This is a genomic window from Corallococcus sp. AB045 (assembly GCF_003668895.1).
Lineage (GTDB): Bacteria > Myxococcota > Myxococcia > Myxococcales > Myxococcaceae > Corallococcus > Corallococcus coralloides.
The window spans coordinates 42,101-65,864 of record NZ_RAWN01000018.1; the positions used below are offsets into that span (position 1 = coordinate 42,101).

Annotated in this window: 24 protein-coding genes; 10 read left to right on the forward strand and 14 right to left on the reverse strand. The window is 70.0% G+C overall.

The genetic code is table 11. The annotated features are described in order from the left end of the window. Positions 1–2: 2 nt before the first annotated feature. Both D7Y21_RS06860 and thiS read right to left on the reverse strand, forming a co-directional pair. Positions 3–788: a thiazole synthase gene (locus D7Y21_RS06860; protein ID WP_014395830.1), complete on the reverse strand. Its 786-nt coding sequence runs from the start codon at positions 786–788 to the stop codon at positions 3–5. 26 nt (positions 789–814) lie between these two features. Beyond that, positions 815–1,018, reverse strand: a complete 204-nt coding sequence (gene thiS, locus D7Y21_RS06865; protein ID WP_120530083.1) for a sulfur carrier protein ThiS — start codon at positions 1,016–1,018, stop codon at positions 815–817. A gap of 324 nt (positions 1,019–1,342) precedes the next feature. On the opposite strand from thiS, the gene D7Y21_RS06870 reads away from it, so the two are divergent. The 4 genes from D7Y21_RS06870 (at position 1,343) to D7Y21_RS06885 (ending at position 4,781) form a co-directional block, all read left to right on the forward strand. Beyond that, the gene (locus D7Y21_RS06870; protein WP_120564463.1) at positions 1,343–1,939 is read left to right on the forward strand and encodes a hypothetical protein; all 597 of its coding nucleotides are present in this window, start codon (positions 1,343–1,345) and stop codon (positions 1,937–1,939) included. A 219-nt stretch (positions 1,940–2,158) separates the two neighbouring features. Continuing rightward, positions 2,159–3,292 carry a serine/threonine-protein kinase gene (locus D7Y21_RS06875; RefSeq protein ID WP_121712024.1) on the forward strand — a complete coding sequence of 378 codons (1,134 nt, stop codon included), beginning with the start codon at positions 2,159–2,161 and terminating at the stop codon, positions 3,290–3,292. A 64-nt stretch (positions 3,293–3,356) separates the two neighbouring features. Beyond that, positions 3,357–4,364 (forward strand): dipeptidase, encoded by a 1,008-nt coding sequence (locus tag D7Y21_RS06880; RefSeq protein ID WP_120564465.1) that lies wholly within the window; start codon positions 3,357–3,359, stop codon positions 4,362–4,364. Between the two features lie 36 nt (positions 4,365–4,400). Then, a complete protein-coding gene (locus tag D7Y21_RS06885; protein WP_120564466.1) occupies positions 4,401–4,781 on the forward strand; it encodes a hypothetical protein in 381 nt (126 codons plus the stop codon). Between the two features lie 2 nt (positions 4,782–4,783). Here D7Y21_RS06885 and D7Y21_RS06890 read toward each other — a convergent pair whose 3' ends face one another. The 4 genes from D7Y21_RS06890 to D7Y21_RS06905 are packed head-to-tail and all read right to left on the reverse strand — an operon-like array spanning position 4,784 to position 7,244. Continuing rightward, positions 4,784–5,143 (reverse strand): carboxymuconolactone decarboxylase family protein, encoded by a 360-nt coding sequence (locus tag D7Y21_RS06890; protein WP_120564467.1) that lies wholly within the window; start codon positions 5,141–5,143, stop codon positions 4,784–4,786. A 30-nt stretch (positions 5,144–5,173) separates the two neighbouring features. Then, positions 5,174–5,443 carry a peroxidase gene (locus tag D7Y21_RS06895; RefSeq protein WP_121712026.1) on the reverse strand — a complete coding sequence of 90 codons (270 nt, stop codon included), beginning with the start codon at positions 5,441–5,443 and terminating at the stop codon, positions 5,174–5,176. A 38-nt stretch (positions 5,444–5,481) separates the two neighbouring features. Beyond that, entirely contained in the window at positions 5,482–6,267 is a 786-nt protein-coding gene (locus D7Y21_RS06900; RefSeq protein WP_121712028.1) for an alpha/beta fold hydrolase, read from the reverse strand. Positions 6,268–6,302: 35 nt separating this feature from the next. Further along, positions 6,303–7,244, reverse strand: coding sequence for a magnesium transporter CorA family protein (locus D7Y21_RS06905; RefSeq protein WP_121712030.1), 942 nt, complete (start codon positions 7,242–7,244; stop codon positions 6,303–6,305). Positions 7,245–7,332: 88 nt separating this feature from the next. On the opposite strand from D7Y21_RS06905, the gene D7Y21_RS06910 reads away from it, so the two are divergent. From D7Y21_RS06910 to D7Y21_RS06920, 3 genes are read left to right on the forward strand one after another with little or no spacing between them, the layout of a single operon-like run. Continuing rightward, positions 7,333–8,475 (forward strand): hypothetical protein, encoded by a 1,143-nt coding sequence (locus D7Y21_RS06910; RefSeq protein WP_121712032.1) that lies wholly within the window; start codon positions 7,333–7,335, stop codon positions 8,473–8,475. Continuing rightward, entirely contained in the window at positions 8,472–9,311 is an 840-nt protein-coding gene (locus D7Y21_RS06915) for an HAD-IIB family hydrolase (protein WP_121712035.1), read from the forward strand. The genes D7Y21_RS06910 and D7Y21_RS06915 overlap by 4 nt, the downstream gene beginning before the upstream one ends. After that, entirely contained in the window at positions 9,308–10,504 is a 1,197-nt protein-coding gene (locus D7Y21_RS06920; RefSeq protein WP_121712037.1) for a class I SAM-dependent rRNA methyltransferase, read from the forward strand. Before D7Y21_RS06915 ends, D7Y21_RS06920 begins: the two co-directional genes overlap by 4 nt. A 63-nt stretch (positions 10,505–10,567) precedes the next feature. Here D7Y21_RS06920 and D7Y21_RS06925 read toward each other — a convergent pair whose 3' ends face one another. The 3 genes from D7Y21_RS06925 to D7Y21_RS06935 form a co-directional block, all read right to left on the reverse strand. Then, positions 10,568–10,990 (reverse strand): hypothetical protein, encoded by a 423-nt coding sequence (locus tag D7Y21_RS06925; RefSeq protein WP_233612007.1) that lies wholly within the window; start codon positions 10,988–10,990, stop codon positions 10,568–10,570. A gap of 80 nt (positions 10,991–11,070) precedes the next feature. Continuing rightward, a complete protein-coding gene (locus D7Y21_RS06930) occupies positions 11,071–11,499 on the reverse strand; it encodes a hypothetical protein (protein WP_043321345.1) in 429 nt (142 codons plus the stop codon). 36 nt (positions 11,500–11,535) lie between these two features. Next, complete coding sequence (locus D7Y21_RS06935; protein WP_121712039.1) at positions 11,536–12,477, reverse strand: hypothetical protein; 942 nt, start codon at positions 12,475–12,477, stop codon at positions 11,536–11,538. A gap of 202 nt (positions 12,478–12,679) precedes the next feature. Here D7Y21_RS06935 and D7Y21_RS06940 point away from each other — a divergent pair, with 202 nt between their 5' ends. The 3 genes from D7Y21_RS06940 (at position 12,680) to D7Y21_RS06950 (ending at position 15,500) form a co-directional block, all read left to right on the forward strand. Beyond that, complete coding sequence (locus D7Y21_RS06940; protein ID WP_121712041.1) at positions 12,680–13,315, forward strand: serine aminopeptidase domain-containing protein; 636 nt, start codon at positions 12,680–12,682, stop codon at positions 13,313–13,315. 158 nt (positions 13,316–13,473) lie between these two features. Continuing rightward, the gene (locus D7Y21_RS06945) at positions 13,474–15,288 is read left to right on the forward strand and encodes a S8 family serine peptidase (protein ID WP_121712043.1); all 1,815 of its coding nucleotides are present in this window, start codon (positions 13,474–13,476) and stop codon (positions 15,286–15,288) included. Beyond that, complete coding sequence (locus tag D7Y21_RS06950) at positions 15,285–15,500, forward strand: DUF5818 domain-containing protein (RefSeq protein ID WP_120564478.1); 216 nt, start codon at positions 15,285–15,287, stop codon at positions 15,498–15,500. The genes D7Y21_RS06945 and D7Y21_RS06950 overlap by 4 nt, the downstream gene beginning before the upstream one ends. Positions 15,501–15,533: 33 nt before the next feature. Here D7Y21_RS06950 and D7Y21_RS06955 read toward each other — a convergent pair whose 3' ends face one another. From D7Y21_RS06955 to D7Y21_RS06975, 5 genes are all read right to left on the reverse strand, one after another. After that, complete coding sequence (locus D7Y21_RS06955; RefSeq protein ID WP_233612008.1) at positions 15,534–16,742, reverse strand: type II CAAX endopeptidase family protein; 1,209 nt, start codon at positions 16,740–16,742, stop codon at positions 15,534–15,536. An 81-nt stretch (positions 16,743–16,823) separates the two neighbouring features. Next, the gene (locus D7Y21_RS06960) at positions 16,824–19,379 is read right to left on the reverse strand and encodes a 1-acyl-sn-glycerol-3-phosphate acyltransferase (protein WP_121712046.1); all 2,556 of its coding nucleotides are present in this window, start codon (positions 19,377–19,379) and stop codon (positions 16,824–16,826) included. A gap of 14 nt (positions 19,380–19,393) precedes the next feature. Then, a complete protein-coding gene (gene argS / locus D7Y21_RS06965) occupies positions 19,394–21,115 on the reverse strand; it encodes an arginine--tRNA ligase (RefSeq protein WP_120564480.1) in 1,722 nt (573 codons plus the stop codon). Positions 21,116–21,189: 74 nt separating this feature from the next. Continuing rightward, positions 21,190–22,890: a hybrid sensor histidine kinase/response regulator gene (locus D7Y21_RS06970; protein ID WP_120621762.1), complete on the reverse strand. Its 1,701-nt coding sequence runs from the start codon at positions 22,888–22,890 to the stop codon at positions 21,190–21,192. A 138-nt stretch (positions 22,891–23,028) separates the two neighbouring features. Next, positions 23,029–23,757, reverse strand: coding sequence for a HEAT repeat domain-containing protein (locus tag D7Y21_RS06975; protein WP_121712048.1), 729 nt, complete (start codon positions 23,755–23,757; stop codon positions 23,029–23,031). Positions 23,758–23,764: the final 7 nt, after the last annotated feature.

Genomic DNA, 23,764 nt, shown 5'->3' on the forward strand with positions numbered 1-23,764 from the left:
CGCTACTCCACGAGCCCTTCGATGGGGCTGGACGCGGAGCCGTACGCCTTGCGCGGGATGCGGCCCGCCAGGTACGCGTCGCGGCCGGCCTCCACCGCCTTCTTCATGGCCACGGCCATGCGCACCGGATCCTTCGCGCCCGCGATGGCGGTGTTCATGAGCAGCGCGTCCACGCCCAGCTCCATCGCGATGGCCGCGTCGGACGCCGTGCCCACGCCCGCGTCCACGATGACCGGCACCTTCACCACCTCGCGGATGAGCCGCAGGTTGTGCGGGTTGCGGATGCCCAGCCCGCTGCCGATGGGCGCCGCCAGCGGCATCACCGCCGCGCAGCCCGCGTCCTCCAGCTTGCGCGCGGTGATGGGGTCGTCGCTGGTGTACGGGAGCACCGTGAAGCCTTCCTTCACCAGGATGCGAGCGGCCTTCACCGTCTCCTCGACGTCCGGGTAGAGCGTCTTCTCGTCGCCAAGCACTTCCAGCTTCACCCACTTGCTCATGCCCAGCTCTTCCGCCAGCCGGCACGTGCGCACCGCGTCCTCGGCCGTGTAGCAGAGCGCCGTGTTGGGCAGGAGGCGCATCTTGTTGCGGTCGATCCAGTTCATCAGCGACGCCTCGCCCGTCGCCTTCAGGTCCAACCGCCGCACCGCCACCGTGACGAGCTCCGCGCCCGACGCTTCGTGGCACTGCTTCATCACCTCGTGGCTGGGGTACTTCCCCGTGCCGACGATGAGCCGCGAGGTGAACGTCACCCCCGCCAGCGTGAAAGGCTTGTCCGCGATGCCGCTCATGACCGTCTCCTCTCCAGGGCCTGCGCTCACCCGCCACCCACGAAGGTGACGATCTCCACCCGGTCCCCGTCCTGGAGCCGGTGCTCGGGATGACGTGCGCGGCGCACCACCTCCGCGTTCACCTCCACCGCCACCCCCGGGCCGCTGCCCAGCTCCAACAGCGCCAGCAGGGACGAAAGGGTGCTGCCCTCTGGCAGCGTCCGCGCTTCTCCGTTGACCCACACGTTCACGGCCTCACGGCTCCTTCCGGCCCCCTTCAGACGGGACCCGCCGGTGCCAGTACAAGGGCGGTTCTGCCCTGTCAACGCACAGCCTCCCCCACGCAACAGACCTGCTTCAGCGCACGGGAACGGATTTTTCGCGCTCGTTTGCGTTTTGTTCCGCTTCCCCAGCAGGCGGGCGGCCAGGGCCTCCCTCGTGCGCGGGCCGCCCCTGCTCATGCCGCCACGCGTTGCCAAGCGCTGTGCAGGTACGGGGGGAGCGACCAGTTTCTGCCCAACGCCGGGGAACAAATCACCGGCACTCAAGAACACACTCACAGGGGGCGGTCACACATGCGGAAGCTCATGATTGCGGTGACGGCGGTCGCGGGTCTGACGATGGTCACCGGCTGCAAGAGGGATGATGTCCAGGCCCAGCGCGAGGATGTCGCCGAGGCCCGTCAGGAAGCGGCGCAGGAGAAGGCGGAGGCGCGTCAGGACGAGAGCCAGGAGCTGGCGGCGACGCAGCAGGACGCCAACGAGGACATCGCGGAGGCCCGTCAGGACGCGAACGACAAGATCGCCAGCGCCAACGAGGACGTGCGCGACGAGGAGCAGGACCTGGCCGAGGCCCAGGCCAACCGGAACGAGGACCTGGCCGAGGGCGGCTCCGGCATGGCCGGCACCACCAGCGCCGCGGCGGCGACCACCGTCAACGGCCGCGTGCTGTCCAAGTCCGGTGACACGCTGACGCTGGTGGACAGCACCAACAAGGAACTGAAGATCAAGACCAACGACAAGACCGCGGTGATGGACAACGGCAGCCGCGCGGTGAAGCTGGACGACATCAAGGAAGGCTCGCAGGTGCGCGCCTCCTACGTGATGGACGGCAAGGACATGGTCGCTCGCGACGTGACCCTGGTGGCGCCCATCAAGAAGATGGACAAGTAATCCCCGCGCCTCACGCGCACCTGTCCTTCACGGACTGGGGAAATACTTGAAGGCGGCGGCTCCCACCCTCGCGGTGGGGGCCGTTTCCTTTTTAGTCGGGGAGATGCCCGGTGGGGTCGGATGGGGATGTCTGACCCGGGTGGTAGGACGCGGGCGTGAGGAGTTCCTCATGCCTTCCCACCCCCGGGAAGCGCCTCTTCGTCAGGAGCGTCACCCACGATGGCCACCCATCCCCCCGCGTCCTCCGCGTCCCGGCCCTTCATCCTCTTCACCACCGGGGCCACGTCCTATGAGCTGGTGCGCTACCTGGGGTCGCGCGCCGGAGGGGAGCTGCTGCTCGCCCGCCGGCACTACGCGCGCACTCCGGGCGGACTGGTGCTCATCAAGCGCCTGCGCGACGTGACGGATGACGTGGCGCGGGCGCGGCTGCGGGAAGAGGTGAAGCTGCTCATGCGGCTGTCCCACCCGGCCATCGCGCCGGTGTACCTGGTGCGGGTGCATGACGGCGCGCCCCACCTGGTGACGGAGTACGTGGACGGGCCGTGCCTGGAGACGCTGTCCAGCTTCGCGGCGCTGCGGCGGCGGCCCTTCTCGGAGGCGTTCGCCGCGTACGTGGGCGCGGAGGTGGCGGACGCGCTCCACCACGCCCATGCGCTGGAGGACGCGCGCGGCCTGCCCGTGGGCGTGGTCCACCGCGACATCAGTCCCCGCTCCCTGCGCGTGGACGTGCACGGGCGGGTGCGGCTGTCGGACTTCGCGCTCGCGTGGTCGCGGATGCCCGGGCGCGTGGTGACGGAGCCGGGGCTCGTGCGCGGGGACGTGGCCTATGCCTCGCCAGAGGCGCTGGAGGGCCTGCCGCTGGATGGCCGCGCGGACCTGTTCTCCCTGGGGATGGTGCTGCTGGAGCTGCTCACCGGACTGCACCTGCTGGACCTGGACGACGTGGAGCGCGCCGCGCAGCAGGCCCAGCCCGTGCCCGGAACGCGCGGGCTGTGCGCGGAGACGCCCAGCTGGCTCCCCGCGCCGCTGATGGCCGCGCGCATGGCGTGCCTGACGCCCGCGCACGTGGAGCAGGCCACGCGGGGGCTGTCTCCGGGCATGCGGGCGGTGCTCCAGCGGGTGCTCCAGCGCGACCGCGACCTGCGCTTCCAGACGGGCGCGGAGCTGCGGGACGCGCTCCGGGGCCTGCTGAACGCGCAAGGACGGCCCTATGGTTCCCCTGAAGCGCTGCGCGAAGTGGCGGAGGTGCGCACGGACGCGCTCGTGGACCCGGCCGGGGCGGCGGAAGCGGGGCTCCCGCTGGAGGACGACCTCTGGGACGGCTGCGATGACGACGGCGCGGAGTGGACGTGAGGCGTGACAGCGGGAGGTCCCGGGGCGCTTGTCATCGCGGGAGGCCGTGACGAAGACTGCTGGCATGGGTGACGTGAAGGAGCTGCACCGCCAGTGGTGCATCGCGGATGGACACGCGGATTCACTGATGTGGAACCGCGACCTGTGCGAACGGTCGACGGAGGGGCACGTGGACTTCCCCCGCCTGCGCGAGGCGGGGGTGAAGCTGCAGTGCTTCACGCTGGTGACCCGGGGCTTCCCGTTCATTGGTGGCTTCCCGCTGTTCGCCGCGTGGCGCAAGTGGCCCCGCGAGGCGCGCGGCAGCGAGTGGACGCGCGCGCTCTGGCAGATTGAAAGGCTGGACGCCTTCTGCGCCCGCTCCGGGGACACCGTGCGCGTCGCCACCACGGGGGCGGGGCTGGAGGACAACCTCGCGCACGGGCGGCTGTCGGCGGTGCTGGGCGTGGAGGGTGGCCACGCGATTGAAGGTCAGGTGGAGAGGCTGGCGGAGCTGCACCGGCGCGGGGTGCGCTTCATGGGGCTCACGCACCTGTCCAACAACGACCTGGGCGGTTCGTCGTTTCCCATGATGGGCAACCGGGGACTGACGCCGCTGGGGAACCAGGTGATGGAGGAGATGGCCCGCCTGGGGATGAGCGTGGACGTGGCGCACGCCTCCGAACAGACGCTCACGGACCTCTTCGCGCACCCCACGGTGCGCTACTTCTGCTCGCACACTGGCGTGCGCGCGGCGGGCGGCGGCTGGCGCAACCTGTCCGACGCGGCCCTGCGCACCATCGCCCAGCGCGGTGGCGTGGTGGGCATCATCCTGGCGCCGGTGTACCTGGGCGGCGACACGTGGGACGACGTGGTCCGCCACGTGGAGCACGCCGTGGACGTCATGGGGGAGGAGGGCGTGGGCGTGGGCAGCGACTACGACGGCATGGTGGCGCTGCCTCGGGGCATGCGGGACGTGACGGATCTGCCCCGCCTCACGGAGGCACTGCTCAAACGACACCCGGAGTCCTGGGTGGAACGTGTGATGGGTGGCAACTTCCGGCGTTACTTTCGCGAGACGCTCGGCGGCGGTTGACAGCGAAAAACCTGTCGAAAAGAGTCGCCGGCACCCATGAACCGTCTCCCCCTCGCGCTCTTGTCCCTCGTCGGTTTCTTCCTTCTTTCCGGCTGTGGCGGGCCGGGTTCGGGCGACTCGTGTGACGGCGGCGACTACGTGTGCCAGGACGACGCGCAGGCCCTGGAGTGCCGCAACGGCACCTGGCGCCCGCTCGCGTGCCGGGGGCCGCTGGGCTGCCGGGAGCTGGCGGACAGCGTGCGGTGCGACACGTCCCTCAACCAGGAGAACGACGGGTGCGCCATGGACGCGGAGGACAAGGGCGTTTGCAGCCCGAACGGCGCCGCGCTCCTCACGTGCAAGCAGGGCGTGCTGGTGAAGACGGCGGATTGCTCGTCGTGCGCCGTGCAGGACTCGCAGGTCGTCTGCCAGCCGTGATGTCAGCGCTCCGGTTCCCCTCCGGACCTGGGCGGGGAACCGGGAGGTGGCGCGGGCAGGTAGCCGCCCGCGGCCATGCGCTTCGCGGACCGTTCGTACATGGCCGGTGAGAGGCCCTGGACGCCGGTGCCGTCAATCCACCGGTTGTAGAAGTTGAAGAGGGCGCAGACGGAGACCGCGTCGTAGACGGCCTCGTCCGACCAGCCGGCCGCCCTCAGGCGCTCCACGTCCTCGCGGCGCACGTCTCCGGGCGCGTCGTTGAGTTGGTCCACGAAGGCGAACAGCGCCTTCTCGGCCTCCGGGATGGGGGCCGTCTTCACGTCGTCCAGCACCGCCTGGACGTGCTCCTTGCTGCCCAGCAATTCCGCCGCGACCGCGGCGTGAGAGCCCGTTCAAAATACGCAGGCGTTGCGCCGCGACGTGTACGCGGCGATGAGCTCCCGCAGTCCTGCCGACAGCGGGGACGGGCCGCGCATCACCTCGTGGGTGAAGGCGGACAGCGCGTCCGTCATGCGCGGCTTGAACGCGAACAGGTGCCAGATGCCCGGCGGCGTCATGCCCCCGGCCCGCGCCATGGCGATCATCTTCCCGTAGTGCCCGTCGGACTCGTGCGACTCGACGTCGGGCAGGTACATGTTGTCCGGAGCGGAGGACTTCATCATCGCACACTTCCCTGGCTAAAGGACGGGGACGCCGCCCATCAGGCCAGCGACGCGAGGAAACTGTCCAGCACCGAGTTGAACGCCTCTGGCTGTTCCTGGTTGGGCAGGTGCGCCGCGCCGGGGATGACCTCCAGCCGCGCGCCCTGCACCAGGTCCGCCATCTGCTTCGCCTTCGCCAGCGGCGTCACGGTGTCGTGCTCTCCCACCACGACCAGCGCGGGCCCCGCGTAGCGCGCGAGCAGATCCTTGCTGTCCAGCCGCAGCGCCATGCCCCGCTGCGCGGCGGCGATGGACTCCGGCGACACGGACAGCCCCAGCTTCGTCACCTCGCGGCCCACCGGTGAGTCCGGCCCCGCGTGGACCAGCTTGGGCACCAGCCCCTGGACGACGGACGCGGTGCCTTCCTTCAGGGCCTGCTGCGCGGTGGACTCGCGCTTGTCCTTCCCGGCGGCGTCGTCCGCGGTGCACTGCGTGTCCGAAAGCACCAGTCCGCGCACCCGGCCCGGGTCCTCGCGCAGGAGCGCCAGGGCCGCGTAGCCGCCCATGGACACGCCGCCCACCACCGCCGTGTCGATGTTCAGCGCGTCCAGCAGCGCGATCGCGTCCTGCGCCAGCTTGCGCATCTCCGTGGGGCCTTCACCCAGCCGGCTCTGCCCGAAGCCGCGCAGGTCCGGCACGAGGAATCGGTAGCGCCCGGACAGCGCGGCCACCTGTTGGTCGAACGCGGAGCCATCCAGCGGGAAGGCGTGCATGAGCAGCACCGGCAACCCCTGGCCCACGTCCCGGTAGTGCAGCGAAATCCCATCCACGGCGACCGTCAGCATGCGTGCCTCCTCGCGGCCCGTCGCAGGGGGCGGCGTCAGATCCACTTCTTGTACTTGAACCAGCCGACGAGCCCCAGGGGGAAGCCCACCATGGTCACCCACATGGCGGCGTACCAGCCCCGTCCCGTCAACTGTTCGAAGTTCTGCCCGAAGAAGCCGACGATGAAGGACAGGGGCAGGAAGAGGGTGGCGAAGATGGTGAGCTGCTTGCTGATGTCGTTGGTGCGTTGGGCCACCACGGACAGGTAGCCGTCCATCACGTTGCCCACCACGTCGCGGCTGGCGTCAATCTGCTCGTAGAGCCGCACCAGGTGGTCGTAGACGTCGCGGAAGTACAGCGTCGTCTTCTCCTGAATCTGCGGGATGCCCCGGCGCGACAGCATGCCCACCACGTCCCGCTGTGGAGACAGCACGCGGCGCAGCGTCACCAGCGCGCGCTTGAGCTGGAAGATGCGCTGCAGGTGCTCCGGATCCGGCTCCGCGAAGATGGCGTCCTCCAGGTCGTCCAGCCGGTCGCTGAAGTCGTCCATGATGGGGAACTGCGCGTCCACGAGCGCGTCCGCGAGCAGGTAGAGGATGACGTCCACGCCCCGGCCCAGGGTGCCCGAGGGGTCGTCCTTCACGCGGCGCAGGACGGCGTCATGGCTGGGCAGGCGCAGCGCGTGCACGCTGATGAGCCAGTCCTGCGCGAGGAAGAAGTGATGCTCGTGCAGCGTGAGCTCCGTGACGTCCGGACCGCAGCTGAAGCCCTGCAACACGATGAACTGGTGGTGTGGGTATTCCTCCAGCTTGGGCCGCTGGTCCAGGTGCAGGCAGTCCTCCACGGCCAGCCGGTGAAGCTGGAAGCGCTCGGCCAGGCGGCCCAGCACCTCCGCGTTCGGCTCCAGGACGTCGATCCACTTGGGCCCCGGCCGGTCGAGCAGTTCCTCGCCCCCCGAGACAGCCCTGCCGTCTTCCCACAGACAGACCTGGATCATTTCCGTGGACTCCCCGGCCCACCCCTCGGGCCCGGGACGCTTGCTAGAACTCCCCGGACGCGATGTCGAGCGGTAGAGTGGGGTCAACGTGTCCGCTGCCGCCGAGAATCCACCGCCGGCCTCCCTGACCCCGAGGCTCGAACAAATCCTCCAGTCGCTGCCCGACCGCGCCTTCTCCGCGCGGCTTCGAGCGGTGTATCTCGCCGCGGCCCAGGCCATCTCCCGGCTGAGCGACCTGGACCTGGTGAAGTATGAGACGCCCGTCGTCGACGCCAGCCCCGACCTGTCGCTGTGGGAGGAGATGGCGCCCGTCATCCGCGACACGGTGATGGACGTCAACGCGCTGCTCAACGTCATCCGGGAGCAGTTCCCCGGTACGCCGCAGCCGGCCGCGTCCCGCAAGGGCCCCGCGGACGTGCCCGCCATACTCCAGGAGGGCATGGCCAGTCTGGCCCAGAGCATCACCCAGCTGGGTGAAGCCATGCGCAACCCGTCCGTGGTGAGCGACCGCTGGCAGCTGTTGGCGGAAATCCAACGTTTCCGGTCCGACTACCGCGAACAGATGAGCCAGCTCGTCTTCGAGTCCGCGAGCACCTTCGGCGAGGTGTCGCGCGCCCAGGTGGTGCCCGGCTACGAGGCGGAGGTGAAGGCGGCCGTCACGGTGCGCGCCATCACGTCCGACCTGTCGCGCATCGTCACGGCGCGGCTCAACAAGGTGCGCGACGCGAAGCCGGAGGAGGTGCTGTGGAACGCGCAGCAGCTCCAGACGGAGCTGGACGCCTTTGGCCGCACCGCCGCGTACCGGAACCTGCGCGCGCAGGACAAGCGCCACATCGTGGAGGCCCGCGCGGAGATTGGCGCGCTCGCGCTCGAGTCCTCCCCCGAGCAGGGACGGCTGCTGGCGGTGACGGAAGGGCTGGAGGAGCTGGTGCGCGGCCTGTCTGCGGTGAACCAGCGCCAGCTGCTCATCCTCCACGACCGCGAGGTGTGGGCCGCGTGCGGCGTGCGCCTGGAGCGCGCGCTGGCCCAGTCCACGAAGGATCCGGTCGCGTCCGCGAAGGCGCTGGCGGAGGCCGCGGCCAGCGCGCAGTCGCTCTACGGTCGGGACCCCACCATGGACGCGTTCCTGCGCAAGGCGCGCAAGCTGAAGCTCGCCACGCTCACGGGCCCGGAGCTGCTCTCCACCATCGAGTCCTTCCAGTCCCAGCTCGCGCAACTGGACGTGATGTGACGACAGTGAATGTGAAGGCCGTGGAGCCGCGCCCCCTGCGGCAGGCGGACCTGTCCGGCGTGCAGGGCGTCTTCACCGACGTGGATGGCACGCTGACGACGGGCCACAAGCTGCGCAGCCAGACGGTGCGCTCCCTGGAGCAGCTGTCCGCGTCCGGCCTGCGCGTGGTGCTGGTGAGCGGCCGTCCGGCGGGGTGGGGCGAGGCGTGGGCCCGCCAGCTCCCCGTGGACGGCGTCGTCGTGGAGAACGGCGGGCTGTTCTTCCTCAAGGGTGCCAGGGGGAAGCTGCGCAAGGTGTACCTGGAGCCGCCCGCCCAGCGCGTGGCGAACCGCCAGCGCCTGGAGAAGGAGGTCGAGCGAGTGCTCGCCCAGGTGCCCGGTGCCCGCCTGTCCGTGGACAGCCGCTACACGGAAGTGGACCTGGCGGTGGACTACAACGAGGAGGCCCGGCTGGGCGACGAAGGGGCCTCCCGCATCGAGTCGCTGCTGCGGGCCCGGGGCGTGACGGCGGTGCGTTCGTCCGTCCACGTCAACTGCTGGCTGGGCCGCTTCGACAAGCTCTCCGCGTCGCGCCGCTTCGCCAGGGTGGCGTGGGGCGAGAAGCTGGACCCCGCGGACGGCCGGTACGTGTACGCGGGGGATTCTTTCAACGACGCTCCGATGTTCCAGGCGTTCAAGCTGGGCGTGGGCGTGGCCAACGTGCGCGCGGTGCTGGATCGCATCGACGCGCCGCCGGCCTTCATCACCCGGGCGCCCGAGGGGCGGGGCTTCGAGGAGCTGGCTCGCGCCCTCCTCGCCCGCCGCCGGACGGCCCGCAGTCGAGGAGTTTCAACGTGAATGTCGTGAAGCTGGAGCTGGCCCGAGGCCTGGGGCGTCACCTGCGTGCGGGGCACCCGTGGGTGTTCCGCAAGGCCCTGGAGCACATGCCGCGGATTCCGGCCGGCAGTGTGGTGGACCTGACGGAGAACGGGAAGTTCGTCGCGCGCGGGTACTACGATCCGCACTCGGCCATCGCGGTGCGCGTGCTCACGCGGGACTCGCGCGAGACGGTGGATTCGCGCTTCATCACCCAGCGCGTGCAGCGGGCCCTGGCCGCGCGCACTGCGCTCATCGACCTGAAGGACACGGACAGCTACCGCCTCATCCACGGCGAGGGCGACGGCCTGCCCGGCGTGGTGGTGGACCTGTACGCGGGCTGGGCGGTGATGAAGCTGTACTCGGCGGGCCTCACCCCGTACCGCCCGCTCATCGTGGAGGCGCTGAAGGCGGGCGTCCCGGGGCTGAAGGGCATCCTCGGCCGCGACGAGGTGGGGCGCGACGACGTGGAGGAGGACGACGGTCGCGGCAGCGGGAAGATGCTGTGGGGCGAGGAGGCCCCGGAGCTCATCCCCATCCGCGAGCGCGGCGCCACCTTCCTGGTGGACGCGTGGAAGGGGCAGAAGACGGGCTTCTTCCTGGATCAGCGTGAGAACCGCTACCTCATCCGCCGGCTGGGGCAGGGGAGGGACGTGCTCAACTGCTTCAGCTTCAGCGGCGGCTTCTCCGTGAACGCGGCGCTGGGCGGGGCCAACAGCGTCTTCTCCGTGGATCAGGACCCGGAGGCCATCGCCCTGGCGCGGGAGAACTTCACGCGCAACGGGCTGCCGGCGGCGAAGCACGACTTCCTCGCGGCGGACGTGTTCGCGCTCATCCAGTCGTTCAAGGAGGAGGGCCGCACGTTCGACCTCATCATCCTGGACCCGCCCGCCTTCGCGAAGAGCCAGCGCGCGGTGGAGGCGGCCGTGGACGGCTACGCGTCCCTCAACCGGCAGGCCCTGGCGCTGCTGCGTCCCGGCGGCCTGCTGGCCACGGCGTCGTGCTCCGCGCGCGTGACGGGGGACATGTTCATGGGCGCCGTGCGCGAGGCGGGCTTCAAGGCCGGCGTGGACCTGGCGCTGGTGGAGGAGCGCTACCAGCCGCCGGACCACCCCGTGCGCCTGCAGTTCCCGGAAGGGAAGTACCTCAAGTTCTACGTGATGCAGGCGGTGTAGCGGCGGCGTCCGGCTCCGGGGCGCGCCTGACATGGGGCGCGCCTCCCTGGTGCTCGGGAACGCTCAGGTGCCGAAGACCTTGTGGGCCACGCGGTCCAGCACGTCCTTGCCCCAGACGACGCTGGCCTTGCCCAGCCGGTCCAGGTCGCGGGTGAACTCGCGGCCGTCCGGCATGACTTCGTAGGTGCGGGTCAGGAAGAGATTGCCGGTGTCGGGCTCGAAGTCGACGTTGCCGCCGCCGGTGTCCGTGCCTTCCTCTTGCTGCTGTTGGAAGCCCTCGATGATGCCGGGCTTGGGCGGTTCGCGGAACCGGTAGATGAGGGCGCTGCACTTGAGCGCCGGAGGCGACTCGACGTGCTCGAAGGCGTACTGGCCTTCGCCGTTCATCATGCCGCCCAGCCCCTGCTCGTTGAGGCCTTCAGAGACGCCGGCGCCCTGCGTCTGGAGGTACCACTTCACCAGCTGCCGGGCCGCGTCCCGAGTCATCGGGCCCCCCGCGGGCGGCGCAGGACGCGCCAAGCCCATGGAGGACAAGAGCCACTGAATCTTGCTGGAGAACGTGCTGATCACTTCGCGGGGATGACGCGGTCCGCGACGCGGTTGAACACTTCGTCGCCCCACACGAGGCTGGCCTCCACGAGCCGGTCCACGTCTTCCTTGAACTGCTGCTCCGACGGCACCACGCCGTACGTGCGGCTCAGGAAGAGGGACTTGTTCTCGGTCTCGTAGTCCACCTTGCCGCCGCCGGCGTCCGTGCCCTTCTTCTCTTCGTCACGGAACCCGTCGATGACGCCCGGCCGGGGCGCGTCGCGGAAGCGGTAGATGAGGGCGCTGCACTTCAGCGCCCCCGAGTCCTTCACGTGTTCGAAGTAGACCTGCGCGTCGCCAAGCGCGGCGCCGCCAAATCCCTTCGCGTTCAGCCCGGAGGCCTGCGCATCGCCTCCGTGGGCCCGGATGAATGACTGCACCAGTCGCTGGGCTTCTTCGAGCGTCATACGTGCAGTCATACCAGTCCGGACCCGGGATTAGAACTAGCCGGCGCGGGCCTGGTCGAACGGCACGCGCTGGTTGAGGTACGTGTCGTTGATGTTGTGCGCGCCGGAGAAGATGCTCTTCTCGGAGAAGTAGCGGATCTTCGCGTCCTTGCCCGCGTGCTTGAGCAGGTCCAGGGGGCCCTTGCCGCTGGTGCCCAGACCGAAGAGGCCCGGCACGGGGTCCTTGTCGTTGACGTAGTGGACGTACTTGGGGCCGTCCGGGTAGGTCGCCGCCGCGGCGCCGAAGGTCTCCACGGAGACCTTGCCCAGCTTCTCCTGCACCTGGGCGGGGGACAGCCCGTCTTCGATGCGCAGCCGCTTGGCCACGTCGTTCAGCGCGCGGCTGGTGATGAGGCCACCCTGGCTGTGCGCCATCAGGTGCACGTCACGGCCGGCCTTCAGCTCCGAGTAGAGCGAGTCCGCCAGCGTGTCCACGGCCGGGTTCTTGCCCTTGTCCATCTTGTCCGTGATGCACTGGCCCAGGTCCTTGAAGAAGCCCTCGGTGGAGTTGTGGATACCGATGGTCTTCTGGCCCGTCTTGTCCGCGATGGCCTGCATCGTGGTCTCCTGGCCCGCCTTGTCCGTCATCATCCCGTTCACGTAGATGATGGTGCCCGGCTGCTTCACGCCGCCCTTGGGCTCGTAGGCCGGGATCTGGCTCAGCGGGGTGCTGGCGTCGAAGGCCTGCCCGCCCTTGCCCATGATCTTGCCGTCATAGGCCTTGTCCTTCGCGCCCGCCGGAGCGGTGAACACGGCCGCGGGGGCCGCGGTGCGCACCGCGCTGTTCGACGCCTTGGTGTCGAAGCCGTCCTTCACGGTGTTGGCCGGCTTCGCCGTGGCCGGGGTGGCCGTCTTGGCCGGAGCGGCCGCGCCGGTCGTCCCCGAGGTCGTGGTGGTGCGCGCGATGGTGTTGTTGGAGGTGCGCCCGATGGTTCCCATGGCTTGAGGCTCCTGCGGTGTGCGGATTTTTGAAGGGGGAAGGGAAAGCTTGCTGCGTTGATCCATTCTCACCCGAAGCGCCGAAAAGTTGCGAGCAGGTCACGGAATGTGCGCAACGCGCTGCGGCACAGGCCGTCCGGGAGGGGACGCCGGACGGGAATCCAGCCCGGGCGCACCCGGCAGGACGGCTTAAGGTGGGGGCATGGTCCAGAAAGGTCAGTTCCTGGAGCGCTCTACGCTCATCCCCGTGGGCTCGGACGGCACGGTGATGGAGGGCACGGTGCACCGGGGCCAGAAGTCGCCGCCGCTGCTCATCCTCCCGCCCCGGCCGGAAGAAGGGGGCGGGATGGATCACGTCCTGGCGGCGGAGGTGGCCTTCGCGGTGGCGCGGGCGGGCTTTCCCACCCTGCGCTTCAACCACCGGGGCGTGGGGGCCAGCCAGGGCGTCCGGGGCACCGGCGGGGCGCTGGTGGAGGATGCGGAGGCGGCGATGCGGGTGGCGCTGGAGAACGCGGGGACGACGGCGCTCGCGGTGGCGTCCCTGCACGGCGGGGCCCGGGTGGCGCTGGCGCTCCAGGAGCGGCACCCGGCCGTGGGCGGACTGTGTCTGGTGGCGCCAGATGTGGACCCGCTGTCACTCGTGCGACTGTCGTGTCCGCTGCTGGTGATCGTGGGGGCGCAGGACACCCGGGTGCCCCGGGCGGCGCTGGCCGCGGCTGTCGCGGAGGCCGGGGGCGATTTAGAGGTCATCGACGATGCCGGGGCGACCTTCCATCGCAACCTTCCCCAGGTGGGGCGGGCGGCGGCGGCGTGGCTCCAGCGCCTGGCGGGCGGGTAGGGCGTTGGCGTGCAAACCGTTGGACTTCTTCACCTTTCTTCATCCCCGGCGCCTTGCACGGCTGGCCGGGGGGCGGACAGACTGAAAGCGCAGACCCAATCGTCCCGCCGTGCGTTCGTAGTGGGTCTTCGAGGCGTCTTCGTTCAAGGAGTGTCCCGATGCGGATGAGGCGATGGAACGTGGTTCTCGCGGCGCTGGCCCTGTCGGCCTCGGCGTGTGCTTCCGCGTCGCGGGAGCCGGAGGCCCCGGCCGGGCAGGACCTGGCGGCCGCGCAGGCGGAGGTGTCCCGAGCGGTGGCGGAGGGCTCGGACGACGTGGTGTCCGGCGCCATCGTGGTGGACTTCAAGGACGGCACCACCAAGGAGCAGTTCGACGCCTGGGAGCAGGAGTGGGGCGTGGACCTGGAGTTCAACTCCCTGGAGGGCCCTCGCACGGGTGTCACGCTGGCGGTGGGCGTGGACAACGTGGAGGACGTGCTCCAGCGCATCCGCCAGAACCCGGCGGTGGAGTCCGCCGAGCCGCTCATGCAGGTGCGCACCAGCTACACGCCGAACGACCCCCAGTTCGAGTCCCAGTGGAACCTCCGGATGATCGACATGCCGAAGGCCTGGGACGGCAACCGGGGCAAGGGCGTGGTGGTGGCGGTCATCGACACGGGCATCGCCTACGAGGACCACGACGACTTCAAGCAGGTGCCGGACCTGAAGGGTGTGTCGTTCGTGAAGGGCTATGACTTCGTCAACGACGACGAGCACGCCAACGACGACCATGGCCACGGCACGCACGTGGCGGGCACCATCGCGCAGGCCACCAACAACGGCGAAGGCGTGGCGGGCGTGGCGTTCGACGCGACGCTGATGCCGCTCAAGGTGCTGAACCACTTCGGCAGCGGCACCTCCGCGGACATCGCGGACGCCATCCGCTTCGCGGCGGACCACGACGCGAAGGTCATCAACATGTCGCTGGGCGGTGGCCTGTACTCGCAGGTCATGGCCAGCGCGGTGGACTACGCGCGCAAGAAGGGCGTCACCGTGGTGGCCGCGGCGGGCAACACCGGGCGCGGCAAGGTGGAGTTCCCCGCGGCGTACCCCGGCGCGGTGGCGGTGAGCGCGGTGGGCCCGTCCGGCACGCGCGCGCCGTACTCGTCCTACGGCAAGGAGCTGGACATCGCGGCGCCCGGTGGTGACAAGAGCCGGGGCGATACGGGCGGCATCCTTCAGAACACCATCGACCCGCGCGACCCGTCGCGCTCCATCTACGCCTGGTACCAGGGCACCAGCATGGCCGCGCCGCACGTGGCCGCCGTCGCCGCGATGCTCTACGGTGCGGGCGCCACCACGCCGGACGAGGTGGAGCAGGCGCTCTACACCGGCGCCAAGGCGGCGGAGAACCAGGCCTGGACGGAGGAGTACGGCCACGGCGTCCTCAACGCGAATGCTTCGCTGAAGGCCTTCAACGGCGCTTCGCCCCGGTGGCCGTCGTTGGGCTGGGCCGCGGCGCTGCTCGCGCTGGTGCTACTCACGCTGCGCGGCCGCGAGCGTCCGGGCTACCTCAACGTGCTCTTCCGCCCGGCGTTCCTCGTGCCGCTGGTGCTCTCCACGGTGGGCTTCTTCTTCCTGCGCACCTGGTTCGCGGGCGCGGCGGGCGCGGCGCAGGACGTGGTGAGCGTGGCGTCGCTGCCCATCCCGGACTGGCAGCGGATCATCTTCGGCCGGGGCGCGGTGAACCCGCTGTTCTACAGCGCGCTCATTCCCCTGGTGCTGTCGCTGCCGGCCATCGCGTGGCGGGGCTTCCGGCCGGCGGTGGGCGGCCTGGCGTTGGGCTTCGCGGGTTTCCTGGCCTACGCGGCGTGGGTGGGCGCTCCGGCGCTGGCGTGGATGCCCTTCACCTTCCTGGCGAAGCCGTGGCTGGGCTTCAACACGGTGGTGTGCCTCGTCATCGCCCGCGCGATGCTCAAGCGGGAGGACGCATGAAGCTCTCCGGCACGGTGCAGTACCGGGACCTGGAGGGCGGCGTGTGGGTCCTGAAGGCTGACGACGGCCGGACGTACCAGCTCGCGGGCGGTGACCGGAAGATCAAGAAGGACGGTCAGCGCATCTCCGCCGAGGGCAGCATCCAGCGCGACGCCGTCACCACCGCCATGGTGGGGCCGGTGTTCCACGTCAGCTCGTACAAGGAGGAGTGACGGGGTGCCCGGGGGGAGCCTTCCCTCCGGGCCTCAGAGGCGGATCTCGGGCTTGCTCTTGCTCTTGGCTTTGAGCTTGCCCTTGCCCTTGCCGGGGCCATACGCCTCCGACTGCCGGAGGCGCTCCTCTTCATAGGCCTCCATGGGCACCTCGCCCTTGCGCACGGCCTCGCGGAGCTGCCGCATGGCCTTTCGCTCAGCCTGGAGCGCCGGGTCCGCGTCCTTGGGCAGCGGATCCACCGGGTGCTGGACGTCGTAGACGCTCAGCGACACGCCTCGCCCATCCACGAGTCCCAGTCCCACCAGGGACAGCGTGGCCGCTGTCACCCAGGGCAGCAACTGGAGGGCGAAGAGGGGCACGGGCTTCGTGGCGCGCACCTCCTCGTCGCCGGGCGGGCTGCCGCGTCCCCACACGGAAGGGAAGTGCCGGGACGCGGCGCGCAGGCCCAGGAGCGCCGTCCAGCCCACCAGCGCCAGCCCCAGCACGGCGCGCCAATCCGTCACATCGTCCGGCGCGCCATCCTTCGCGAGCCCCGAGTGCGTGGCGATGAGGAACAGCGCCGACGACACGATGTTGTTGGCCGCATGCGCCGCGATGCCCGGCCACAGCGAGCCGGTGCGCCAGAAGAGCCAGCCGAACAGCAGTCCCAGCTCCGCCCGGGCGAGGAACCCCACCGGATCCAGGTGGAACGCGCTGAACACCACGGACGAGATGATCAACGCGCGCCAGGGGGACGCGGGGGCCGGAGGCGTCAGGGAGCGCTGGAAGAGGCCGCGGAAGAAGACCTCCTCGCACAGCGGCGCGGCCACGGACACGCCGCCCAGCAGCAGCGCCAGCTCCACTGGCGACTGGCCTTCGAAGAGGCGCGAGGCGTCGAACATCTCCCGCAGCCACGCGGGGGCCACCCGCTGCGCGAGGAACTGCACGGGCACCACCACGGCGACGAAGTTGGCCACGCCCAGCAGGAAGCCGAACAGGGTGGGAGCGCCCAGGAACGGCGTGAGGCCCACGTACGCGGCGGGCCGGTACCCCGAGCGGCGCACCATGATCCACGCGAGGCCCAGGAAGAGGAACACCTCCGTGAACCACACGCCGAAGGCGGGGTTGAGCAGCTGGGTGACGGCGCCCACCGACACGAAGAGCCCGAAGGCCAGGGACGCGGCGAGCACGGGGTGGGGCGGCGTCAGCGGCGCGGGGGCCTCCGCAGGCCGCGGGTCGCTGGAAGGGGATGCTTCGTCCACCGTGTCGTCTCCTGCCCCCTCTCCGCCAGGCGGAGAGGGGTGGGATGCCGCGTTCGCTTCGAGGCGCTACGAGGAGCTTCGTCAGGCCCGGTGGAGGTAGCCGCGGATCTCCTCCGCGAGCGGGTTCTTCCGGGGAAGCTCCGCCGCCGCGGCCGGGTCACCCAGCCGCAGCTTCTTGTCCTCTTCCACGAGGATGCGCTGATCCAACAGGTACTCCACCGCGTTCTCCAGCGTCGTCTTCGCCAGGGACTCGGCGGCGGTGATGCGGCCGGCGTTGTACTCGCCGCGGCCCGTCTCCAGCGCCAGCTTGACGAACGTCTTGCGGTCGGTGGCCACGCCCGCTGCCACGTCCGGCAACGTCATGGCGGCCAGCAGGTAGGCTTCCAGGAAGTCGCGCAGCAGGTCCGCCAGGAACTCCAGATCCGGCTGGGCATGGGCCTCCGGCGCGCGCGTGAGCGTGTCCCCGTCGTGGATGACCAGGCCCATGCGCACGAGCCGCTCCACGCACTCGGCGAAGATGGTGTCGAACGACGCGCCCACCCGGTAGATGAACTCCACCTTGAAGAGGCGCGACAGGAACAGCGCGCGGGCCTTCACGGTGTCGTACGGCGCGGGCGTGCCCGCGAGCAGCGCGTTGGCCACCAGGCTGCGCGCGGCCACCAGGTTCATCAGCGTGTTCTTGTAGAAGGACATCTCCGGGCGGCGTGAGTCCTCCACCTGGTAGCTGACCTCACCGCGCGCCTCCTGCGTGCGCACCATCTCGTCGGAGATGAACTCGCGCATCGCGTCCTGGATGGGGCCCAGCGTCTCCGGGTTGCTCGGCGCGTTGGCCAGCTCCTTGGACAGCCGTGCGCCGTCCTCGGAGGCGATGCGGCGCAGCAGGCTGATCCGGTCCGTGAGCTCGCGCTGGGTGAGGCCGCGCCGGCGGTGGGCCAGGAGCGACGCGCTCACCAGCGCGTGCGGCGTGACGGTGGACACCTTGCTGATGCCGTACATCACGCGGTTGCCCAGCGCGCGCACCAGGCCCTTCTTCTGCTCGTCCGTCACCGGCTCCTGCGGCGACAGGCCACGCGCCTTCATGAATTCCACCAGCGACAGCGGCTCGTCGAAGGTGAGGTGGATGCGGCCGTAGCGCGCGGCCAGCACCTTGGGCGCGCTCAAGAGGGCCTTGAGGTCCTCCGGCTTCTTCTCCCCGCCGGCCAGCTCCTTCGAGTAGCTGTCGGACTCCACCACCTTCTCGTAGTCGATGGAGACGGGCACGAAGTAGAGGTCGTTGCGCGCGCCATCCAGCACCGCTTCGACCTGCCACGTGAGCATGCCCAGCTTGGGCGTGAGCAGCTTGCCCGTGCGCGAGCGGCCACCCTCCGGGAAGAACTCCTGGTGGAGGCCGTCGTGCACCAGCTTCTTGATGTACGCCTTGAAGGACGCGGCGTAGACCTTGTCGCCCTTGAACGAGCGGCGCAGGAAGAACGCGCCGCAGCGGCGGAACAGCACGCCCAGGGGCCAGAAGGACAGGTTCGCGCCCGCGGCCACCAGCGGCGCGGTGTAGCCCCGGTTCCAGAGCACCCAGCTCATCACCAGGTAGTCCACGTGGCTCTTGTGGCTGGGGCAGAGCACCACCGGCGCCTTGCCCGCGGCCTTGAGCGCGCGGTGCAGCCCGGCTTCGTCCACGCCGATGCCGTCGTAGATGCGGTTGAACACCCACTCCAGCACCGGCGCGATGAGCGCCAGCACGGACGGGTTGGGCTTGGCCGCGATGGCCTCCAGGTTGCGCTGGGCCTCGCGATACACGCTCGAGGGCTTACGGCCCGTGGAGGCGGCGTGCTCGTCCAGCACCTTGCGCAACTGGCGGTCGCGCAGTGTCTCCTCGATGAGCCGGTCCGTGGGCTTCTGCGGCGGGCCGAACACCGCGCGCGTCTCACGCGCGAGGAACACGTGCAACGTGCTGCGCACCTTGCGCGCCAGCACCTCGTCGCTGATGCCCGGGTTCTCCTCGATGAAGCGGCGCAGGTCGATGGGCTCTCCCACGCGGAACTGCGCGCGCTTGTAGTTGCGGAAGAACGCCACCATGGAGTGCACGAAGCCCGGCGCCTCCGGGCTTCCGAACAGCGCGTCGCGCCAGCCCGGCTTGAGCTTCGCGGGGCGCTTCTCCCAGACGAACAGCTCCGGCACCAGGAACACCGGTCGCTCGGAGCCGCGCGCCAGCCGCACCAGCTCAGGGAAGGGGTCCTCGCGCGTCTCCTTGCCGGAGGCGTGCAGGAGCGCCGTGCGGCGCAGGAACACCAGGCCGCTGCCGCCCTGCTCGCGGGCGTAGCGGAAGCGCTCCTCCACCGCGCCGCCCTGCGCCGTCTGGCGCCAGGGTTTGGTGAACCACGGACGCAGGTTCACCACCGCGCGGATGGGCGGCATGGCCCGCCGGACCATGGCCCACGCGATGTAGAGGAAGTTGATCCACGCAGTGGTGCGCATGACGTGCACCACGAAGCCCCGGGCGCTGAGCGCGCGCAGCTCGTTCTCGGCCTCCGGCGGGAAGTGCACCCCGTCGAAGTACCGAGCCCCGAGCACCCGGGACATGGGACCGAATTCCTCCTTCAAAGCCTCTCCTTGCGTCGTGGTCTGCGCCAGCGCGGTGTCCATCGCAGCCCCCCAGGCTACATGTTTTCCGGCGTCGGGATGCCCAGCAAGGTGAGCCCCGCCGCCAACGTGATTCGTGTCGCGTCCGTGAGCGCCAACCGGGCCGCGCGCACCGCGTCATTTCCCTCCACGAGGATGCGCTTGTCGCGGTCCTTGTTGCCGGCCGTGTAGTAGCGGCTGTACGCCGCCGCCACGTCCAGGAGCAGCCGCGCCACCAGGCTGGGCTCGTACTGCTCCGCCGCCGCCTTCACCGTGTCCGGCAGCCGCATCAGCTCACGCACCAGCGCCTGCTCCTCCGGGAGCGTAAGCAGCGCCGGATCATACGCAGTGGGCACGCCGCCGCCCTTGCGCAGCACGTTCGCGCTCCGGGCGTGCGCGTACTGGAGATAGGGCCCCGTGTGCCCCTCCAGGCTCGTCACCTCGTCCCAGTCGAAGGTGTAGTCGCTGGCGCGGTTGTGCTTCAGGTCGCCGAAGACGATGGCGCCCAGGCCGATCTGCTCCGACAGGGCGTCCGCGTCGGCCGTCTCCAGGTTGCCCTGCGCGACGTTCTCCTTCACGCGCTGGAGCACGCGCTCCTTCGCCTCGTCCAGGACCTGATCCAGCTCCACCACCTGGCCCTTGCGCGTGCTCATTCCGTGGATGCGGCCGAACGGCACGTGCACGCACTTGTCCGCCCACGGCTGGCCCATCTCCTTCAGGGTGCGGAACACCTGCCGGAAGTGCAGCGCCTGGTCCTGCGCGACGACGTAGAGCGACTTGTCGAAGTTGAAGCGCGCGTGGCGGTCCTCGGCGGCCGCCAGGTCGCGCGTGGCGTAGAGCGTGCTGCCGTCGTTCTTCTTGAGCAGCACGGGCGGTTCGCCGTCCGCGTAGGGCATGTCCACGATGATGGCGCCCTGGGACTCCTTCACGCCGGGCTTCTTCGCGATCTGGTCGATGACCGCGTCCATCTTGCCCTGGTAGCGGCTCTCGCCCTCGATGTGCTCGAAGTCGATGCCCATGCGCGCGTAGACGCGCTTGAAGCCCTTGAGGCTCGTCTCCCGGAACTGGTTCCAGAGCTTCATCGCCTCCGGCTCGCCCGCCTCCATGCGGCGGAAGAACTCGCGGGCCTTCTCGTCGAAGGCCGGGTCTTCACCGGCGCGCTTGTTGGCCTGCACGTAGACCTGGACCAGATGCGCCATGTCCTCCCGGAGTTCCTCCTTGCCGAACTCCTGGAAGCCCACGGCGACGAGGCCGAACTGCTTGCCCCAGTCACCCAGGTAGTTGATGCCCTCCACGCGCCAGCCCAGCGCGCGGTACAGGTTCGCGATGCAGTGACCCAGGAACGTGGTGCGGATGTGATGGAAGCCAATGGGCTTGGCGATGTTGGGCGACGAGTAGTCGATGACCACCGTCTTGCCCTTGCCGTCCTCCGCGTCGCTGCCGTAGGCGAGCCCCGCCAGGCGCACGCCGTCGATGACCTCCTGGGTGAAGGGGAGGGGAAGGAAGCGCGCGTTGACGTACGGGCCCACGGCCTTGACCTCCAGGCCGGGGACCTGGAGCGCCTGCGCCAGTTGCGCGGCGATGGCGGGGGGCGCCTTCTTCTGCGCCTTGGCGAGGGGGAAGGTGGCGAAGCTCAGGTCGCCGTGCGCGGGATCCGCGGGCTTGACCTGGGGCTCGATGTCGGCGGCGGGGACACCCAGGGCCCCGGCGAGGGCCTGGGCGAACGCGGCGCGGTAGCGGCTATAGACGGAAGTGCTCATGGACCGCGCGGATACTACCCAAGGCGGGGCGCCTTCCAGCCACCTCTTCTGTGGGGAAGGCGTCAGAGCGTCATTCAGGGCACGGCAGGGCCGCGGCTCTTGGGGCGCACCACCGAGGCCACGGTGTCCAGCAGCTTGGGCAGCTTCAGCGGTTTCTCGAAGTACCCGTCGATGCGGTCCGGCCCTTCACCCGAGGTGAGGGACGCGACGTCGCTCGCGCCGGAGATGATGTAGACGACCACGTCAGCCAGCGACTCCGTGGTGCGGATGTAGTGGAGCACGGAGCGTCCGTCCTCCCCTGACAACCGCAGGTCCAGCAGCACCATGGCCGGCCGGATGTGGGACAGGATGGAGCGTGCCTCGGCGGCGCCGGAGGTGGCCATCACCCGGTAGCCCTCCTGCTCCAGCACCTGCTCCAGCACCTCGCGGCAGTCCACGTCGTCCTCCACCAGGAGGATGCCGCCCGCCTTGGGCGCGGCCTGGTTCACGTCCGGGGCGCTCACGGCGCTCGCGAACAGGGGCAGGACCATCTGGAACGTGCTGCCCTCGCCCAGGATGCTGCTGGCGTCCACGCGGCCGCCGTGCAGCGCGACAATCTTGGCCACCAGCGGCAGGCCCAGGCCCGTGCCCGGCGGACGGGGCATGCCCGGCTGCGCGCGGTAGAACGAGTCGAACACGTGCTCCAGGGCTTCCGCCGTCATGCCCTGGCCGGAGTCCTTCACGGTGAGGACGCCCAGTCCCTCGCTGGACGACACGCTCACCTCGACGACGTCGTCCGTCTCGCTGTGGTGGATGCCGTTCTCCACCAGGTTGTGGATGGCCTCGGAGATGCGCTCGCGGTCGCCCCGGACGAACACCTCCGGGCAGGGCGGAATCACCACGCGCACGCGGCTGTGCTCCGCGACGGCGCCCAGCCCCCGCACCACCTCTTCCGCCACGGCCTTGAGGCCGAAGGGGCGCTGGTTGAGCTGCATCTTCCCGGACGACAGCCGGGACATCAGCACCAGGTCGTTCACCTGCTGGAGCAGCCGGTCCGCGTTGCGATCGCAGATCTGCACCGCGCGGCGCTGCCCGTCCGTCAGCGTGCCCAGCTTCTCCCGGCCCAGCATGGCCAGGTAGGCCTTGATGGTGGTGAGCGGGTTCTTCAAGTCATGGGACACATTGCCGAGCAGCTCCTCGCGGTTCTGCTCCAGGCTCTTCAAGCCCGCGATGGCCGTCTGCAGGTCCTTGTTGCGCCGGGCGCTGTCGTCGCGCAGCCGGGCCACCTCGTAGGCGGCGGTGAGCTGCGACGCCAGAGACTGCATCAAGATGTCGGAAGCCTTCCGGCGCGCGCCCAGCACCACGAGCACGCCCGTCACGCCCTGCGGCCCCTCCAGGGGCACGGCGACGGTGTCGTCCTCGCGCAGGAGCACCTTGTCGGTGAAGCACCGGCCCACCACGCCCTCGCCCGGGACGGCGGCGGTGACGCGCTCGTCGTAGCGTCCGCGCACGTGCTCCACGTGCAGCTGGTTGCGCGACGGGAAGTGGCGCGCGACGTAGCAGACCTTCGGCTTGAGCAGCGTGTGGAGCGTCTGCAGCTGCGCGCGCAGGGCCTCGGTGGGGCCGGCGTTGTCGGTGAGCTGCCGGCCCATCTCCAGCAAGGCCTGGGCGGCGGCGTCCGTGTCCACCGGCGGCGGCGGTTTCGCCGCGCGCTTCGGTGGGGCCTTCTTCGCGGTGATGGCGGGACGCAGAGGGACGACCTCTGCGAGCTGCGGACCCTTCTTCTTCGATGGCACGCGTGAATCCTGCTTCATGTCTCGCGTGGGAGGGAACCGCACCGGAGCCCGGTGCCCTCCACCAACGCCGAGCGTGTCAGGTGCCCGACAGCCCCCCAGCCCCTCCGGCCGCTTCCCGGGCCGGGGTACTGGAATGACTCAGGGTCGGCGCTGGATGCGGCCGTCCTTGTCCAGGCTGTAGGGCTCCACGAGGGCGGCCTGCACCTTCTCCTGGTAGCCCTGCACGGCGAAGCCGCTCTCCGCCAGGGCCGCCAGCGCCGCGGTCTGCACGCGGCGCGCGGTGTCCTCGGAGGTGAGCAGCTGGAGCAGGGGCTCGCGCGCCGGCTCGTGCTTCAGGGGCCCCAGGACGTTGATGGCGGCGATCTTCACGTCGTCGGACATGTCCTCCAGGAAGGGGAGGACGGCCTGGGCCACGCGCGGATCCTGCTTGCCCAGCACGTGGTGGAGCAGCACGACCTTCTTCTCCGGGTCGCGCGTGTAGCGGGAGGACAGGTGCTGGAGCGTGTCGGTGATGACGCCCATGAGCGCGTCCTCGGCGAGCAGCTCCTGGAGGATGCGCAGCGCCCAGGACGTGGCCTGATCGCTCGTCTTGAGGAAGGCGCTCACCGGCGCGACGGCGTCCTGACCGAAGTGCTTGATCAGGTCGAAGGTGTGCTCCTTCTCGTCCGCGTCGGTGGTGAGCGGGTCCACGGTGATGGTGAACCGGCTCAGCAGCACCGTGACGGCCTCGGGGTACTTCATCTCCCCCAGCTGCTGCAGGGCCTTCTGCCGCGTGGACGGCTCCCCGTACTTCTGGGTCACCTTGGACTTGAGCTTGAGGGCTTTATCGGGGCCCGAGCCGCCCGTGAGGAAATCGAAGAGACCCATAAGTACG

Coding starts and splice junctions, on each gene's coding strand:
- D7Y21_RS06885 (WP_120564466.1), top strand. CDS start 4,401: ATGAACCGTCTCCCCCTCGCGCTCTTGTCCCTCGTCGGTTTCTTCCTT.
- D7Y21_RS06905 (WP_121712030.1), bottom strand. CDS start 7,244: ATGATCCAGGTCTGTCTGTGGGAAGACGGCAGGGCTGTCTCGGGGGGC.
- D7Y21_RS06895 (WP_121712026.1), bottom strand. CDS start 5,443: ATGATGAAGTCCTCCGCTCCGGACAACATGTACCTGCCCGACGTCGAG.
- D7Y21_RS06940 (WP_121712041.1), top strand. CDS start 12,680: ATGGTCCAGAAAGGTCAGTTCCTGGAGCGCTCTACGCTCATCCCCGTG.
- argS (WP_120564480.1), bottom strand. CDS start 21,115: ATGAGCACTTCCGTCTATAGCCGCTACCGCGCCGCGTTCGCCCAGGCC.
- D7Y21_RS06960 (WP_121712046.1), bottom strand. CDS start 19,379: ATGGACACCGCGCTGGCGCAGACCACGACGCAAGGAGAGGCTTTGAAG.
- D7Y21_RS06880 (WP_120564465.1), top strand. CDS start 3,357: ATGGGTGACGTGAAGGAGCTGCACCGCCAGTGGTGCATCGCGGATGGA.
- D7Y21_RS06925 (WP_233612007.1), bottom strand. CDS start 10,990: ATGACTCGGGACGCGGCCCGGCAGCTGGTGAAGTGGTACCTCCAGACG.
- D7Y21_RS06900 (WP_121712028.1), bottom strand. CDS start 6,267: ATGCTGACGGTCGCCGTGGATGGGATTTCGCTGCACTACCGGGACGTG.
- D7Y21_RS06930 (WP_043321345.1), bottom strand. CDS start 11,499: ATGACGCTCGAAGAAGCCCAGCGACTGGTGCAGTCATTCATCCGGGCC.
- D7Y21_RS06945 (WP_121712043.1), top strand. CDS start 13,474: ATGCGGATGAGGCGATGGAACGTGGTTCTCGCGGCGCTGGCCCTGTCG.
- D7Y21_RS06950 (WP_120564478.1), top strand. CDS start 15,285: ATGAAGCTCTCCGGCACGGTGCAGTACCGGGACCTGGAGGGCGGCGTG.
- D7Y21_RS06875 (WP_121712024.1), top strand. CDS start 2,159: ATGGCCACCCATCCCCCCGCGTCCTCCGCGTCCCGGCCCTTCATCCTC.
- D7Y21_RS06935 (WP_121712039.1), bottom strand. CDS start 12,477: ATGGGAACCATCGGGCGCACCTCCAACAACACCATCGCGCGCACCACC.
- D7Y21_RS06860 (WP_014395830.1), bottom strand. CDS start 788: ATGAGCGGCATCGCGGACAAGCCTTTCACGCTGGCGGGGGTGACGTTC.
- D7Y21_RS06870 (WP_120564463.1), top strand. CDS start 1,343: ATGCGGAAGCTCATGATTGCGGTGACGGCGGTCGCGGGTCTGACGATG.
- D7Y21_RS06975 (WP_121712048.1), bottom strand. CDS start 23,757: ATGGGTCTCTTCGATTTCCTCACGGGCGGCTCGGGCCCCGATAAAGCC.